Origin of the sequence: Bradyrhizobium sp. CB3481 (genome assembly GCF_029714305.1) — a bacterium.
GTDB lineage: Bacteria > Pseudomonadota > Alphaproteobacteria > Rhizobiales > Xanthobacteraceae > Bradyrhizobium.
In genome coordinates this window covers 2,889,929-2,904,241 of record NZ_CP121647.1, presented here as the reverse complement: position 1 = coordinate 2,904,241, position 14,313 = coordinate 2,889,929, and the positions used below count along the sequence as shown (strand labels likewise).

General features: G+C 62.4%; 19 protein-coding genes. 9 read left to right on the top strand and 10 right to left on the bottom strand.

The features are described from left to right. Positions 1-3: 3 nt before the first annotated feature. Positions 4-579 (bottom strand): PQQ-dependent catabolism-associated CXXCW motif protein, encoded by a 576-nt coding sequence (locus QA643_RS13810; protein WP_283033706.1) that lies wholly within the window; start codon positions 577-579, stop codon positions 4-6. Continuing rightward, positions 576-1,460, bottom strand: coding sequence for a substrate-binding domain-containing protein (locus QA643_RS13805; protein WP_283033705.1), 885 nt, complete (start codon positions 1,458-1,460; stop codon positions 576-578). Before QA643_RS13805 ends, QA643_RS13810 begins: the two co-directional genes overlap by 4 nt. 231 nt (positions 1,461-1,691) lie before the next feature. Between QA643_RS13805 and QA643_RS13800 the strand changes: the two genes are divergently transcribed. Together QA643_RS13800 and QA643_RS13795 are read left to right on the top strand one after the other, a co-directional pair. Beyond that, complete coding sequence (locus tag QA643_RS13800; protein ID WP_283033704.1) at positions 1,692-2,618, top strand: quinoprotein relay system zinc metallohydrolase 2; 927 nt, start codon at positions 1,692-1,694, stop codon at positions 2,616-2,618. A 98-nt stretch (positions 2,619-2,716) separates the two neighbouring features. Continuing rightward, the gene (locus QA643_RS13795) at positions 2,717-3,499 is read left to right on the top strand and encodes a quinoprotein dehydrogenase-associated SoxYZ-like carrier (protein WP_283034798.1); all 783 of its coding nucleotides are present in this window, start codon (positions 2,717-2,719) and stop codon (positions 3,497-3,499) included. Positions 3,500-3,520: 21 nt separating this feature from the next. Here the strand turns inward: QA643_RS13795 and QA643_RS13790 are convergent, their stop codons facing one another. Further along, complete coding sequence (locus QA643_RS13790) at positions 3,521-3,823, bottom strand: hypothetical protein (RefSeq protein WP_283034797.1); 303 nt, start codon at positions 3,821-3,823, stop codon at positions 3,521-3,523. A gap of 145 nt (positions 3,824-3,968) precedes the next feature. On the opposite strand from QA643_RS13790, the gene QA643_RS13785 reads away from it, so the two are divergent. From QA643_RS13785 to QA643_RS13765, 5 genes are read left to right on the top strand one after another with little or no spacing between them, the layout of a single operon-like run. Further along, entirely contained in the window at positions 3,969-4,940 is a 972-nt protein-coding gene (locus QA643_RS13785; protein WP_283033703.1) for an ABC transporter substrate-binding protein, read from the top strand. 1 nt (position 4,941) lies between these two features. Then, positions 4,942-5,679: an ABC transporter permease subunit gene (locus QA643_RS13780; protein WP_283033702.1), complete on the top strand. Its 738-nt coding sequence runs from the start codon at positions 4,942-4,944 to the stop codon at positions 5,677-5,679. After that, on the top strand, positions 5,669-6,397 hold the full coding sequence (locus QA643_RS13775) for an ATP-binding cassette domain-containing protein (protein ID WP_283033701.1): 729 nt from the start codon (positions 5,669-5,671) through the stop codon (positions 6,395-6,397). Before QA643_RS13780 ends, QA643_RS13775 begins: the two co-directional genes overlap by 11 nt. 48 nt (positions 6,398-6,445) lie before the next feature. Further along, on the top strand, positions 6,446-7,240 hold the full coding sequence (locus QA643_RS13770) for a pentapeptide repeat-containing protein (protein WP_283033700.1): 795 nt from the start codon (positions 6,446-6,448) through the stop codon (positions 7,238-7,240). 34 nt (positions 7,241-7,274) lie between these two features. Continuing rightward, a complete protein-coding gene (locus QA643_RS13765; RefSeq protein WP_283033699.1) occupies positions 7,275-7,625 on the top strand; it encodes a hypothetical protein in 351 nt (116 codons plus the stop codon). A gap of 18 nt (positions 7,626-7,643) precedes the next feature. On the opposite strand, the gene QA643_RS13760 is transcribed toward QA643_RS13765, so the two are convergent. The 4 genes from QA643_RS13760 to QA643_RS13745 form a co-directional block, all read right to left on the bottom strand. Further along, positions 7,644-7,880 (bottom strand): hypothetical protein, encoded by a 237-nt coding sequence (locus tag QA643_RS13760; RefSeq protein WP_283033698.1) that lies wholly within the window; start codon positions 7,878-7,880, stop codon positions 7,644-7,646. A gap of 117 nt (positions 7,881-7,997) precedes the next feature. Then, on the bottom strand, positions 7,998-8,837 hold the full coding sequence (locus QA643_RS13755; RefSeq protein ID WP_283033697.1) for a hypothetical protein: 840 nt from the start codon (positions 8,835-8,837) through the stop codon (positions 7,998-8,000). A 291-nt stretch (positions 8,838-9,128) separates the two neighbouring features. After that, positions 9,129-9,209 (bottom strand): pyrroloquinoline quinone precursor peptide PqqA, encoded by an 81-nt coding sequence (gene pqqA / locus QA643_RS13750; RefSeq protein WP_072824652.1) that lies wholly within the window; start codon positions 9,207-9,209, stop codon positions 9,129-9,131. Positions 9,210-9,443: 234 nt separating this feature from the next. Next, a complete protein-coding gene (locus QA643_RS13745) occupies positions 9,444-9,764 on the bottom strand; it encodes a hypothetical protein (RefSeq protein ID WP_283033696.1) in 321 nt (106 codons plus the stop codon). Between the two features lie 131 nt (positions 9,765-9,895). Here QA643_RS13745 and QA643_RS13740 point away from each other — a divergent pair, with 131 nt between their 5' ends. Then, on the top strand, positions 9,896-10,159 hold the full coding sequence (locus tag QA643_RS13740) for a hypothetical protein (RefSeq protein WP_283033695.1): 264 nt from the start codon (positions 9,896-9,898) through the stop codon (positions 10,157-10,159). A 14-nt stretch (positions 10,160-10,173) separates the two neighbouring features. Here QA643_RS13740 and QA643_RS13735 read toward each other — a convergent pair whose 3' ends face one another. From QA643_RS13735 to QA643_RS13725, 3 genes are read right to left on the bottom strand one after another with little or no spacing between them, the layout of a single operon-like run. Beyond that, positions 10,174-11,673 carry a tripartite tricarboxylate transporter permease gene (locus QA643_RS13735; protein WP_283033694.1) on the bottom strand — a complete coding sequence of 500 codons (1,500 nt, stop codon included), beginning with the start codon at positions 11,671-11,673 and terminating at the stop codon, positions 10,174-10,176. Between the two features lie 11 nt (positions 11,674-11,684). After that, entirely contained in the window at positions 11,685-12,137 is a 453-nt protein-coding gene (locus QA643_RS13730) for a tripartite tricarboxylate transporter TctB family protein (RefSeq protein ID WP_283033693.1), read from the bottom strand. 7 nt (positions 12,138-12,144) lie between these two features. Continuing rightward, positions 12,145-13,125, bottom strand: a complete 981-nt coding sequence (locus tag QA643_RS13725) for a tripartite tricarboxylate transporter substrate binding protein (RefSeq protein WP_283033692.1) — start codon at positions 13,123-13,125, stop codon at positions 12,145-12,147. Positions 13,126-13,360: 235 nt separating this feature from the next. Here QA643_RS13725 and QA643_RS13720 point away from each other — a divergent pair, with 235 nt between their 5' ends. Then, positions 13,361-14,287, top strand: a complete 927-nt coding sequence (locus tag QA643_RS13720) for a LysR substrate-binding domain-containing protein (RefSeq protein WP_283033691.1) — start codon at positions 13,361-13,363, stop codon at positions 14,285-14,287. The last annotated feature ends 26 nt before the right edge of the window (positions 14,288-14,313 follow it).

The following is a 14,313-nucleotide window of genomic DNA, read 5'->3' as shown; positions in this document are numbered from 1 at the left end:
CAGCTAACGCGGCGAGGAGGTCTCCTCGACCGTCCGCGACTCCGGTTGCGACACGGCCAATTCCAGGCCGGCCCGTTCCCAGCCGTCGGTCCCTTCGGGGTACCACGCCACGTTGGAATAGCCGTAGGTCCGGATTCGCTTTGCCGCGTTCCAGGACATCCAACAATCGGCCATGCAGTAGACTACGACCAGCGTCGCGCTGTTTCCCTTCGTCGCTCGGACGAGCCCACGTTTCAGATAGTCCTCCGTCGAGGCCGCGAGCTTTCCGTAGCCGGTATCCGGCAGCCAGATGCTCCCGGGAATGTTGAGCCGCGGCTGGTCGCGCCAGACGGTGCCTGCGGGAAGATTTGGTGGCTTCGGCGCGCGAGGCATGACGTCGACGAAGACGCCCGCCTTTGCCCACCAAATCGCCTCGGCTTCCGCAGTCGTCAGCACCCGCACCCCCGCGAGGGTCGCCGGCACCGGCGCACGATAGTCTTCTGTGCGATACGCATCCGGCTCGGGAGGTTTTTCCTGCGCAACAGCAGGGATGACGAAGGCGAATGCCGCAAGGACCAGGCCTGCAAGCGCTTTTCTCATTGCGCTTTCGTTGCCGTCTCCGCGCCGATCGGCCGGTCGTTCTCATCAAGCAAGGGAACACCGAAATCCAACAGTATCTTGTTGATGGCGGGCTGGTTCTCCTGGATCAGGCGATTGAGCAACCGCTTCCAGTTCTGGTCGGCCGCGCGCACGCCCATGCCGATACGAAATGCCAGCCGTGGACCGGTCTTTTCCTTCACCAGCGGCGTGACATGGAGCGGCGGATTCGCCTTCTTCGCATGGAAGCCTGCCATCGGGCCCCAGAGAATGCCGGCGTCGATCTTGCCCGACATCAAATCGGCGACCATGGCTTCTGCCGAGGAATCCAGGCGAGTATCGACCATCAACGGATATGGCTTGGCGTTCGCCATCAACCCGTTGACCGCCATGTTGGTGGCAGGCGGCGTGCCGGCCACGATGCCGATATGCTTGCCTTTCAGCCGCTCGTCTTCGAGCGTATCAACATCTTCGAGGCCGCTGCCCTGTTTGGCGACCAGCGCATAGGAAGTGCGGTAATAGGGATTGGTGCCCTGAACCAGTTCGTCGCCTTGCGGAAAGCCCATGATCACGTCGCAGCGATGGGCGCCAAGCGTCATGCGGACAAAGCCGGTCGCCTGCGGGAAATACGTATAGTCGAGCTTCTTTTGCAGCTTCTCGGCGAACAGCTCAGCAAGCTTGTTCTCGATGCCTTCGCCCTTGTCGTTGGAGAACGGCAAATTGTGCGGGTCGGCGCAGACGCGCAGCACCTTGGGATCGACCAGCTCGATCGAAAGATCGCCACCTTCCTTGATCTGCGCGTGCGCAACGTCGCGCCCGAACACGACCGCTAACACCGTCAAGGTTGAGATCGTCAGCCAGCGCTTCTGTCTGGCACATGTCATTGAAAGCTGCTGCACTTCCGGCTCGCTGTTGTTGCCAAGTCGCAAAAGATATCGACAACCTCGACGAACGAAGTTCCGTTGAAGCCGCAGATAAGCAAAATGCTATGCTTGTCAATTAGGGCGCGCAACAGGAATATCCCGACGAACTCACCGCCCGTGCTGCGATGCAAACGCAGCGCGCGATGAAACATCGAATTGCCGGCAGCGTCGCAAGGAGACGAAGGCCGAAATATGGCTTATCCCAAATTGATCTTGGCCGCGCTTGTAACGTTCGCGATGGCAACCGCCTCATTCGCGCAGCAACAGCCGCTGCCCGTCAATTCCATTGCGGATGGTGTGTTCGTGCATAATGGCCAGACCGCGCAGATGACGCGCGAGAACGCCGGCGCGATCGCCAATGTCGGCTTTATCGTCGGCGAAGAGGCGGTCGCGGTGATCGATACCGGCGGCAGCCTTCGCGAGGCGCGGCAATTGATGGCCGCTATCCGCGCGCGGACCGGCAAGCCGATCCGCTATGTCATCAATACGCACGGCCACCCCGATCACATCTTCGGCAACGGCGCTTTCGTGCAGGATGGCACGACCTTTGTCGGACACATGAACCTGCCGCGTGCGCTCGCCGCGCGCGGGCAATTCTACATCGACGCATTTCGCCGCACGATGGGCGATGAACTGATCGACGAAATACGCATCGTGCCGCCAACCCTGCTCGTGAGCGGAACGCTCACGCTCGATCTCGGCGCGCGGCCCCTCCTCGTGAGGGCGTGGCCCGCCGCGCATAGCGATTGCGATCTGACGGTGCTCGACGAAAAGTCCGGAACCCTGTTTGCGGGCGATCTGGTGTTTCTGACCCATACGCCGGTGCTCGACGGCAGCATTCGCGGCTGGCTCGGCGTGCTCGGCGAGCTTGCCGCCCTTCCCGCGCAGCGCGTGGTTCCCGGCCACGGCCCGGTGAGCGGATGGCCGGCGGCCCTGGCCGATGAGCGCCGCTATCTCGAAACGCTGGCGTCGGACATCCGTGGGCTCGTCTCCCGCGGCGAGCCGATCGCAGCGGCGGCGGGAAAGGCGGCGGCTTCCGAGCGGAGCCGATGGGAGCTGTTTGACGATTTCAACGCCCGCAACGCAACCGCAGCATTCTCGGAAATTGAATGGGAATAGCGCGCGCATTGCCCTATATTGCCGACGCTCGTTTCGTCTCCGCGAAGGTGGTGACTATGCCCGGATATCTTTTCCGATTGTTCGGTATTGCCGGCTTCATGCTGGTCGCCGCACCGCTGGCCCTTTTAGCCGCGCCGGGCACGACCGATCCCTGGCCGGGCCTGGTCCAGGACATCTTCGACAACCGCCCGATGAACGACGGCAGCGATGTGATCGGCATCGAAATGCCCGTTCGTGCCGAGGATGCCGCCATCGTCCCGGTCACGTTGCGCAGCAAGCTTTCGCCTGGTGACAGCCGGCAGGTGCGAAGCATTACGCTGGTCATTGACCAGAACCCCGCGCCGATGGCGGCCAAATTCCAGCTCGGGCCGGATGCCAAAGTGTCCGAAATCTCCACCCGCGTTCGCGTCAACAATTACACCGACGTTCATGCGGTTGCCGAGCTCAGCGACGGCAAGCTCTACATGGCGAAAACCTATGTAAAGGCGTCCGGCGGCTGTTCGGCGCCCGCCGCTAAGAACGCCGACGAGGCGAAAGCCAGGCTCGGCCAGATGCGCTACCGGCAGTTCGCGAAAGCCGCCGAAGAACCTGCCAGCGGCGTCCGCGAGGCCCAGATCATGATCGGGCATCCCAACAATTCCGGCCTGCAGATGGACCAGATCACGCAGCTATATGTCCCGGCATTCTTCATCAACGAGCTGCGGCTCTGGCAGGACGACAGCCTCGTCCTGACGATGGAAGGTGGCATCTCGATCTCGGAAGACCCCAATATCAGGTTCACCTATGTATCCAACGGCGCGAAACATATCCGTGCCGAAGCAAAGGATACCGAGGGGCACGTTTTCCAGCGTGAATGGCAGGTCGACAATTCCGGCATGTGATTACGGCCGCGCCGTGCGCCCTTAGAAGCAGCGCACTTCCGCTTCCGCCTGCGCCCGCCGGAGCTCATTGAGTGCCGTTGCCGCCTGCTCCGAGGTACGAAACTGGCTGCCCAGATTTCCCCGTACCTGGGACATGCTGAGCACGGTTTCGGCCGTGACATAGCGCGCGTAAGGGACGAGTGAAGCCACGACATCGACCGAACAGGAGCACTGCTCGATCGCCTGCCGCGTCTCGCCATTTGCCTTCAGGCAGCCGAAGACATATTCGACGCGCGCGGACGTCGGGTAATCGTTGATCTCCTCGGCTGACGTGATCCCCGCCATTGCCGGCAGCACCGCCAATGCGGCGACAATACGTCGTACCGACCGGGCATGCGTCATCGTCTTCCTCCAGCTACCTTGCGTGCAAGCTATGCTATGACTGATCCATTGAAAAGCGGGCGTTCGGGGAAACGGTTCAAGGCCTATGATGCATTTTGTACGCATGCTGCTTGCCACGGTTGTTTGGATCACGCTCGGCACTTTTTGCAGCGCCGATGAGTTGCGCGTTGCGGTGCAGAAGACCGGAACATTCGCATGGGAACTCGCCGTCATCCGCGCGCATGACCTCGACAAGCAGGCCAACCTCTCGGTCAAGGTTCTCGAGCTGGCGAGCCCCGAGGCGGGCAAGATCGCGCTTCGCGCGGGAAATGCCGACGTTATCGTCACCGATTGGCTTTGGGTGTCGCGCGAACGCGCCCTCGGCGCCAAGCTGACCTTCTATCCCTATTCGAGCGCGCTCGGCGCCGTGATGGTCCCCGCCTCCTCACCGATCAAGGGCCTTGCCGACCTCAAGGGCCGCAAGCTCGCCGTCGCGGGCGGCCCGATCGACAAGAACTGGCTGTTGTTGCAGGCGTGGCTGAAGCGGGACGGCATCGACCTCAAGTCGGATGCGACAATCGCATACGGCGCGCCGCCGCTGTTGGCCGCGAAGATGCTCAGCGGCGAAATGGATGCGACCGTGAACTACTGGAATTTCTGCGCGAGCCTGGAAGCAAAGGGTTTTCGCCGCATCGCAGGCATTGAGGATCTGCTGCCAAAGCTCGGCGCCACAGGCCGCACGGCGATGCTCGGCTATGTCTTCGACGAGACATGGGCGAACGCAAACCAGGACAAGGTCGCCCGCTTCATCGCCATGAGCCGCAAGGCGAAAGAGATTCTGGCGACCTCGGATGCAGAATGGGAGAACATCGCGCCCTTGACCGGCGCGCCAGATGCAGCGACGCTACGTGCCTATCGCGATCGCTATCGGGAGGGAATTCCGCGTCGTCCGGTCGCCGATGAGGAAGCCGATGCGCGCATTCTCTATCGCGTGCTGGCCGGGATCGGCGGCCCCGAACTGGTGGGGCCGACGCCTGAACTCGTTTCCGGGACATTCTATCACGCGATACCAGGGGGCTGAGGTGGCGCGCCTGCTGTCATTCGCCGTATTCCTCGCCATCTGGTGGATCGCCGCGCTGGTAGCCGGTGATGCAAAACTGCCGCCTCCTGACACGGTGCTCGCCGTCATGGTCGCGGAAGCCAGATCAGGCAACTTGTTCCTGCATCTCGGCGCGACATTGGCGCGCGTCACGCTCGCCTTCACGCTGGCGATGGCGCTCGGCGCTGCCATCGGATACATGATGGGGCGGGTGCGGATTGCCGACCGGCTCGGCGATCCCTGGCTGATCCTGCTGCTGAACCTGCCGGCGCTGGTCGTCATCGTGCTGGCCTATATCTGGGCGGGATTGACGGAAGTGGCCGCCATTGCGGCTATCGCGATCAACAAGCTGCCGACCGCTGTCGTGACACTGCGCGAGGGAGCACGCGCCCTCGACGCGGCGCTTGACGAAATGGCGAGCGTGTTTGCCTTGCCGCGCTGGAGCAAGTTTCGCCACGTCGTTTTGCCGCAACTCTCGCCCTATGTCGCAGCCGCCGCGCGCTCCGGTCTTTCGCTGGTCTGGAAGATCGTTCTTGTCGCGGAATTGCTCGGACGCCCGAACGGCGTCGGGTTCGAGATTGGCGTGGCGTTCCAGCTGTTCGACATTCCGCTATTGCTCGCATACTCACTGAGCTTTGCCGCGATCGTGCTCCTCATCGAAACCTTGCTGGTGCAGCCATTTGAGGCCCGGGCATCCCGGTGGCGTCCCCGTGCGGCTTGAGGTCGAGATCACCGGCAAGACGTTCAGGAGCGCGGCGGGCGAACAGCACGACGTGATATCAGGCGCATCCTTTGCGCTCGACGCGGGAGAGGTTGGCGTCCTGGTCGGTCCGTCCGGCTGTGGCAAGAGCACGATGCTGCGGATTATCGCCGGTCTCGACCACGACTACCAAGGCCACGTGTCGCGTCCCGCCGGCGCGCGGATCGGCTTTGTGTTTCAGGAGCCGCGGCTGCTGCCATGGCGGTCGGTCGAGGACAACGTGCGCATTGCCGCGCCGGCCGCCGACGAAGCGAAGCTTTCGGCCCTCTTCGAAATTCTGGAACTGAAGGCGCATCGCAACCATTTTCCCGGCGAGCTGTCGCTCGGCCTCGCCCGGCGCGTTGCGCTGGCCCGCGCCTTCGCCATCGAGCCGGAGCTGCTTATTCTCGACGAACCGCTCGCCTCGCTCGATGTCGCCCTCGCCGCCCGTCTGCGCGAGGAGATTTCCACATTGATGGAAGGCCGTTCCATGATAGCGCTGCTGGTCACCCACGACATGGACGACGCGGTCCGTCTCGGCGATCGCGTCCTCCTGCTGTCGCCGCGCCCGGCCCGGATCCTCGGCGACCTGCCGATAAGCACGCCACGAAGCGCACGCGGGGAAGCCGAGATCGCGGCGATCAGGACGGACATCATGCGGAGGATCAATGGTTCGTCCACCGACCAAGCTGCCTCATAGGCAGCGCCCGGGGCCGGTGCTAGGATGCGTCGTCGATTGGGATTGAAGATGAAACGCTCGATCGGAATCGCGCTGCTCGGTCTTGCTGTTGCGGTCATGACAGCAGCGGCGCAGGACATGATGCGGCATGTTGACCTGTCGTCGCCAGACATGGTCTCGGCCGAGATGACGCGCGGCGAGGTCGAGGCCGCATTGAAGGCGGCAACCAGCGCCGCGCCTGCCGATTTCACCGCCAAACGACTGTCCGGCCTTGACCTGTCCGGCCTTGACTTGTCCGGCGCGATCTTCCGCGCGGCCAAGCTCAACAAGACAAAACTTGCCGGCGCCAAGCTTGATCGCGCCATCCTCGACCAGGCATGGCTGCTGGAAGCCGATCTCACCGGTGCAAGCCTCAGGAGCGCAAACCTGTTCGCTACGCAGATGCTTCGCGCCCGCCTCGACGGCGCCGATCTGTCGGGAGCGCGCGTTGCCGCCGATCTGAGCGGCGCCAGCCTTGTCGGAGCTTCGATCGCCGATGCCAATCTGGGCGCCGACATGCGCAACCAGTCGATGGGCCTGATGCGCGCGGTGCTCAGATCCGCCAATCTGGAGCGGCTCAACGCCCGCGGCGCCGACCTGTCGCGCGTCGACCTCGAATTCGCCGTGCTCAGGGGTGGCGACCTTACAGGCGCTTCGCTCAAGGGAGCCCAGCTCGGCGGCGCCGACCTGACCGGCGTTAGCGTCATCGACACCGATTTCGACGGTGCCGATCTCGATTCAGCACGGCTGATCGGTCCAGTCGGACTCGACAAAGCGAGAAATTTCGACAAGGCGAAAAATCGAGATCGTTTGGTAAGGCAATGACGGGTCCACGCGACCTGCGATGAAAGGATGTCCGATGCGGTGGATTCTGGCCTTGTTGATAGTCCTGTCGGTGGGCGCCAATGAACTCGCCGCGCAGGGAAAAGGAAAAGGCATCCGCCTATGGAACCTGACCAGCGCGACCATTTCCGATTTTCAGCTCTCGCCGGCCGGCAAGAACGACTGGGGTCCCAACCAGACCCTGAACGACAAGGACAAGGAAGTCGATCACGACGAACGCCTGCGGATCTCCGGCGTGGAGCCGGGACGCTACGATGCCAAGGTCGGCTATCGCGGCGCCAGGCACTGCTTTGTCCGGGACATCGAGATCAAGGCCGATGCTGTGTTCTCCATCGCGGACAAGGACCTGAAAGACTGCAACAAATAACCGCGTCGCAGATCGCGCTCAGACCACCGACCAAACCGGCTCGCCGGAGGCCTTCTGGTTATTGCTCGGATATTCGCAGCGCCACTTGACCGCGGTCCATTTCGGATGTTCGCCGATCCACTGCGCGATGTAGGGCTGCGCGGCCATAGCACATTGCCGCAGCGAAACGGCTGAAGAAAAGACCAGATGGGTTTCCTCGCAGGTCGTCGGCGAGGCCACCGCACAGACGGTTATGATCAAATCTATCGCGTTCATGCCTGATATCCCTTTGAGCAGTTCCTGAATGGATAACACGGACAAATACGCTAACCGGCGAATGGAAGTTTCACTACGGCGTGAAGACCGGAACCCGAACCGAGTAGCGTCTCGCGCCTAGAAATTCACGCCAAATACCAGCCGGGCCTGATGACGGTCGAAATTGACGAGATCAAGGCTGGCCGTCGAGCCGGACGGACGGCCCCACGCCTGAATGCTCCAGCTCGCGGTCAGCCGCGAGCGGTTCGACAGCTGGAAATATGCCGTGGGACCAACGTACAACGCCTGCCCCGCCAGCTCGTCCAGGCCGATCCCTTCATACTTGCGCAAGTATCGCGCCTCGCCGCCGAGCAGGAAGCCCGGGCGCACCTGCGCCAGCACGCCGAGCGCTGCGCCGGCGGTGGAGTCCTTCTCCATCACGCCGCTGCCGATAACGCGCGTCCATTCCGGCTCATAGAGCAGGTTGAAGGCCGCGATGATCCGATCGGGCACCAGCTCGCGATCGAATGCCAGCCTGAATTCGGTCCCGAAACTTCTGACCGATTCAGCCGTCGTTTCATCGACACGGTGCCCGTGCAACTCTGTCGCGAAGGTGAGCCCGAATGGCGCGGTTTCGCGATCGAGAAAGCGGTAGCGGAAGTCGATCGATCCGCCCTGCCATGACAGCCGGCGCTGGTCGTCAAGACCCGGCACGTCGCTGATGAAATGCGATGCAAACGCTGAGCCCACCTCGACGCGAAAATTCCTGAAAGGCACGAACTCGAGCTCGAACTCATGGCCGACCGCTCGGTACGTGCCGCCGCTTCTGCCGAAGCGCCCCGTCGTTTCGGTTTGAAATTCCCGCTCGCCGAGGGTGCCGACATCGGCGCCGATCATGAAAGCGAAGATATGCTCGGTGTCGAAGCCCTCGGCGTCAGCGGGTACCGGCAGCAACGCCGCGACCAACACAACCGCCATCTGAAAGGTCTTTGCACGCGTCAGCATTCGTATTCAGCGGTCAGAGGGGAATTGGGTAGGTCAGCCGAGAACTCAGCCTAGCACGACGCTGGGACGATCGGCGAGACACGGGAACGCATGAAAAAGATCGGCTGAATGCAATCTGCCACCGTTTTCGGCCGTTCCGCGCGCTACGGCGGGACCCAGGCCTTGCGTGGACAGCAAACGGTGGAAAACTTTTCGGAGAGATACAGCTTGCCCGGCCCGCGGCAACAGGCCGTTGCCGGAGCCGGGCAAGACCGTTTCGACGCGTTACTTACGCGCCGCGCAGGCGTACATGTTGATTTCCATGCCCACCGGCACTTCCACAATCTTCGGAGTTTTCCAACTCATCAAGGTCCTCCCAAGGAGTGTGTTTGGCACGATGCCCGTGCCGGATCAAAACTAGGTTGGCCCCGCCCATTGCGCAAGCGTGGAAGATCGCTCGTTGGAAAGATCTGCACGCGTCTGCGCCAGACATTTCGCTCTTGGACAAGCCGACTTCGCTCTTGGACAAAATGCGCATAGCGGCGGATCGATGTAGGCCGCATCGATCCGGCCATGCATGCAAGGCTTCAGCTTCGCGCCTCAGCAGTCCTTGTCCGCGGTCTTCTGGTCACCCTTGGCACCTTCCGCCTGCTGTGCAGCCGTCGGCTGCCCCTGCATCTGGCGCTGTGCATCCTGCGAAGAAGCAGCGGTGTTGTCAGTTGACTTGTTCATCGTTTCGGTTGGCGGATGCTGCCCCGTATTGCTGGCCATACCGGTCGTCTGTTCGCCGGTCCTGGCCGGTCCGGATCCGGCATCCTTCGCGCTGGCGGCGCGATTGGTATCGCACGGGCCCGCCAGTGCCGCACCGGTGCTCAACACCAGGACGGAGCAACCCGCAAGAATGAGCTGTTTCATCTTCATGTGTCTCTCCTTTCTTCGTGATGCACGCACGACATGACGAGAGGCAACCGGCCCATTGCTCCCAGGTTCCGGGTGGCCGCGTGAATATCGAGAGGTTTAATCTTGCGAGCGAACTCTTAGCGAGGTCCGCTATGGAACCGATTCACCTGAGGTTGATCAGCCTTCTTTTCGCGGCGTGCATTGCACTCCCGGCTTTTGCGCAGGACAGGCAACCTGACCAAACCGCGCCGAACGCTGAATCAATGGTGCCCGCCAACGGGCCATCCCTCACCGGAAAGGAACGCATGGGCAGGAAGTGGATGGACGAACAGCGGATCGACAATTGCAACGTGCCCGCCGACAAGCGCGGGAGCAAACCGCGCCCGGGCGGCTGCCTGCATTCTCCGTCGGGATAGCTCGTCGCCGCCAATTATTCCGCGAGCGCTTCCTTTCGCGTCTTCACGATTTGTGGCGACAACATCGCCAGGAGCAGAGTGGCGACGACGCCGAGAATCGCCGCGCTGATCGGCCGCGACAGAAAGACGGTAAAGTCGCCGTCCGCGATCAGCATCGCGCGCCGGAAATTTTCCTCAAGCTGCGGGCCAAGCACGAGGCCGAGCAGCAGCGGTGCCGGCTCGACGCCGACCTTGATGAAGAAATAGCCGACCATGGCGCACCCCATCATCAACCATACATTGAAAAGGCTGTTCGCAATGCCGTAGGTGCCGATACAGCAGAACAGAACGATGGCTGGAAACAGCAAGCGATAAGGGATTTTCAACATCGAGACCCAGAGCCCAATCAACGGGAGGTTGATTACCAATAGCATCAGGTTTCCAACCCACATGCTGGCGATCACGCCCCAGACCAGCTTGGGCTGCTCGGTCATGATTTGTGGACCGGGCTGGATGCCCTGCATCATCAGCGCGCCAATCATCAGCGCCATAAGGGCGTTGGCGGGAATGCCGAGCGTCAGCAGCGGAATGAAACTAGTCTGGGCGCCTGCATTGTTGGCGGCCTCCGGACCGGCGACGCCCTCGATGGCACCCTTGCCGAACCGCGAGGGATCGCGCGCGAGCTTTTTTTCCAGCGCATAGGAAGAGAACGGAGGCAGCGCGGCCCCGCCGCCAGGCAGCACGCCGAGCACAGAGCCCAGTGCCGTGCCGCGCACCATCGCCGGAAATGCAGCGCGTAAGTCCGCGATGCCCGGAATGAGGCTTCGAATCGACTGGCCGACAACGCGCCGTTCAGCCGGCCGCTCCAGATTGGCAATGATCTCACCGAGCCCGAACAGGCCCATCGCGATCGGCACGAAATCAAGACCATCGGATAGCGCGGCAATGCCGAAGGTCATGCGCGCAACACCCGAGGAAACATCGATGCCGACGAGGCCGAGCAACAGCCCAAGCAGCACCATCGCCAGCGACTTGGCGACCGAACCGTGGGCAAGCACGACCGCTGCGATCAGGCCGAGCACGAGCAGGCTGAAATATTCGACCGCGGTGAATTTGAGCGCCAGGATCGACAGCGGCACGCTGAGTACCGCGATCACGATCGTCGCCATCGTGCCGGCAAAGAACGAGGCGATGGCGGCGATGGCGAGCGCGGTTCCGGCGCGGCCTTGCTTAGCCATCTCATGACCGTCGATACAGGTGACGACCGAAGATGTCTCTCCGGGCACATTGACCAGGATGGCGGTGGTCGAGCCGCCATATTGCGCACCGTAGAAGATACCGGCCAGCATGATCATGGCGCTGGCCGGCGACAGGCCGAAGGTGAAGGGCAACAGCAACGCGACTGTCGGAATCGGCCCGATGCCGGGCAGCACGCCGATTGCGGTGCCGATCACCACCCCGATCAGGCAGAACAGCAAATTGTTGAGTTCGAGGGCCGTCGAAAGGCCCATCAGCAGATTGTTGAAGAGATCCATATGCGCGCGCCCTAGCGGGGCCAGATCGGAATCGGCAGGCCCAGCAGCTTGACGAACAGAAGCACCGCGGCGCCTGAGAGCGCGACGGCGAATGGCACGGTCTCGAGGAGCCGCCCTTCCCGCGTCGCAAGGCTGGCGAAGACCACGGTGACGACCGAGACGATGGCAAGACCCAGCCGCTCAGCCGCCAGTGCGAACACGCCGACAGACGCCAGGATTGCGAGCAGCGGCCGCAGCTCAACGGCTGCGATGCCGCGGCCCGTGCCCCAGAACCCGCGCCCGGTGAAGAAGAGGCCAAAACCCAACAGCGCAAGCGCGACGACGCGCGGCATATAACCCGGCCCCATATCGGCGGCGTGACCGACCGTCAAGTTGCGCGTGGCGACGAGAGTTCCGGTCGCGACCGCGACGAGGAACAGGCCGAACAGCAGATCCTGCAGGTCGATCCGGAAACGCGTCATCATCTTGCTCTCAACTGCCCTTGATCCCGGCCTCGCGGATGATCGTGCCCCAGCGCTCCGTCGCATCCTTCAGCCAGTTGCGGAATTCCTCCGGCGATTGAGCGCGCACGACACCGCCCTGCTCGGCAATCTTCTGCGCAATTTCGGGCATCTCGAGGATTTTGCGTATCTCGGCGTTCAACCGCGCGACCATCGCAGGCGGCGTGCCGCCCGTGGTCAGGATGCCCTGCCACGTTCCTGCGTCGCCGCCGGGCAAGCCCGCCTCCTTGAATGTCGGCAAATCGGGGGCCGACGCAATCCGCTGCTCGCCGGTGACGGCAAGCCCGGTCAGCTGCTTGTTCACCACAAAGGGCAATGTCGCCGTGGCACCGTTGATGATGACGCCGCTCTCTCCCGATACGACGGCGCGCGAGGCGGCCGCCCCGCCCTTGTAGGGGACGTTCTTCCACTGAATCCCGAGCTGCTTTGCCATTGCCACTGCCGTGATGTGCGTGGCGCCGCCGACGCCGGAATTGGCAATCGTAAGCTTGTTGGGATTGGCCTTGGCGTATTCGATCAGTTCCTTCGGCGACCTGGCCGGGACCGATTCGTGGACGGCCAGCACGTAAGGACCGAACATCACCATGGAAATCGGAGCCAGATCCTTCTGTACGTCGAAGGTAAGATCGGAAAACAGGCTGGGCGCGGTGGCAAGCGAGCCGACATCCATCAGCAACAGGGTGTGGCCATCGGGTTGCGCTTTGGCAACCGTATCCGCGCCGAGATTACCGGCCGCGCCCGGCTTGTTCTCGACGACAACCGGCTGTCCGATCGCGGCCGACAGCTTTGGGCCGATCAGACGGGCGAGAATGTCCGAGGTGCCGCCCGGAGCGAAAGGCACGACCAGCCGCACCGGTCGTTCGAAATTTTGAGCGCCGGCTTGGCCGGGCGCCAAGGCGCATACCGCAAGGATTGCGGCGGCAATTACCCGGGCGAGAGATGGCGTAGACATCGGACTTCCTCCATTTCATTGCGCAATTCGGCGCAATCCTGCCGTTTCACGGGCCAGGCTGCGGGCCTTCGCGTTCGCGTTCGGAGGATGATAGGTCACGGGCAAGCTCGCCCATGAACCAGTCTGCGGATAGATCGATACCTTTTTTGGATGGATCGGACGTGCACCAACCTATAGAAGCAGCCTGCCGGCACAGTCGCCGCGCACCCCTGCCTCAGGTTGAAATACGGGTTTCATGTTTGAATTGAGCCAGTTGCGCTGCTTCGTTGCAGTTGCAGAAGAACTGCATTTCGGCCGCGCCGCGCAACGGCTGAACATGACGCAGCCGCCGCTCAGCCGTCAGATTCAGATTCTCGAACGCGTGCTCGACGTGACGCTGCTAGAGCGCAGCAACCGCGCCGTCAGATTGACGCCTGCGGGGCAGCGTTTTCTGACCGATGCCCGGCATCTCCTCAAGCTGGCCGAAAGCGCGGCCGTGCTCGCCCGGCGGATGGCGAAGGGCAAGGCCGGATCAATCAATGTCGGTTTTACGGCGACATCGGCCTATAGTTACGTCCCGTCGCTGGTCGCGGCATGCCGACGCGAACTGCCCGATGTCGAGATATCGCTGAAAGAGATGGTCTCCAGCGACCAGCTCAAGCGGCTCGATTCCGGCGAGATCGACATCGGCCTGCTGCGCCCGCCGATCCCACGCGGCAATCTCGATGCTTTCCGCGTCACTGCGGAGCCGCTGTTGGCAGCGCTGCCGAGCGGCCACCCGCTGGCGCAGGTGACCGAATTGCGTCTGGAGGATCTCGCGAGCGAGCCCTTCATCATGTACGAACCTTATGAAGCCCGCTATTTCCACGATCTCTTGGTCGAGCTGTTCTCGCGCGCCAACCTGGCGCCGAACTACGCGCATCACCTCGCACAGATCCATTCAATCCTCGCCATGGTGCATTCCGGCGTCGGCGTGGCTCTGGTGCCCGAAACTGCGCAAAATCTCCGTTTCAACGGTGTGGCGCTGCGGCCGGTCCTGACGCAATGGCAGCGGCCAGCCGAATTGTTCTTCGTTTGGCGCAGCGATAACGACAACCCGCTTCTTCCTGTTATCTCTGGCATCGCCAGGACCCTTGCCGGCCAAGCCGGCTCGATCCAATCAATGGATCGATCGATACAGTGATTGGTCCCTCTTCATAAGAGTCCTGC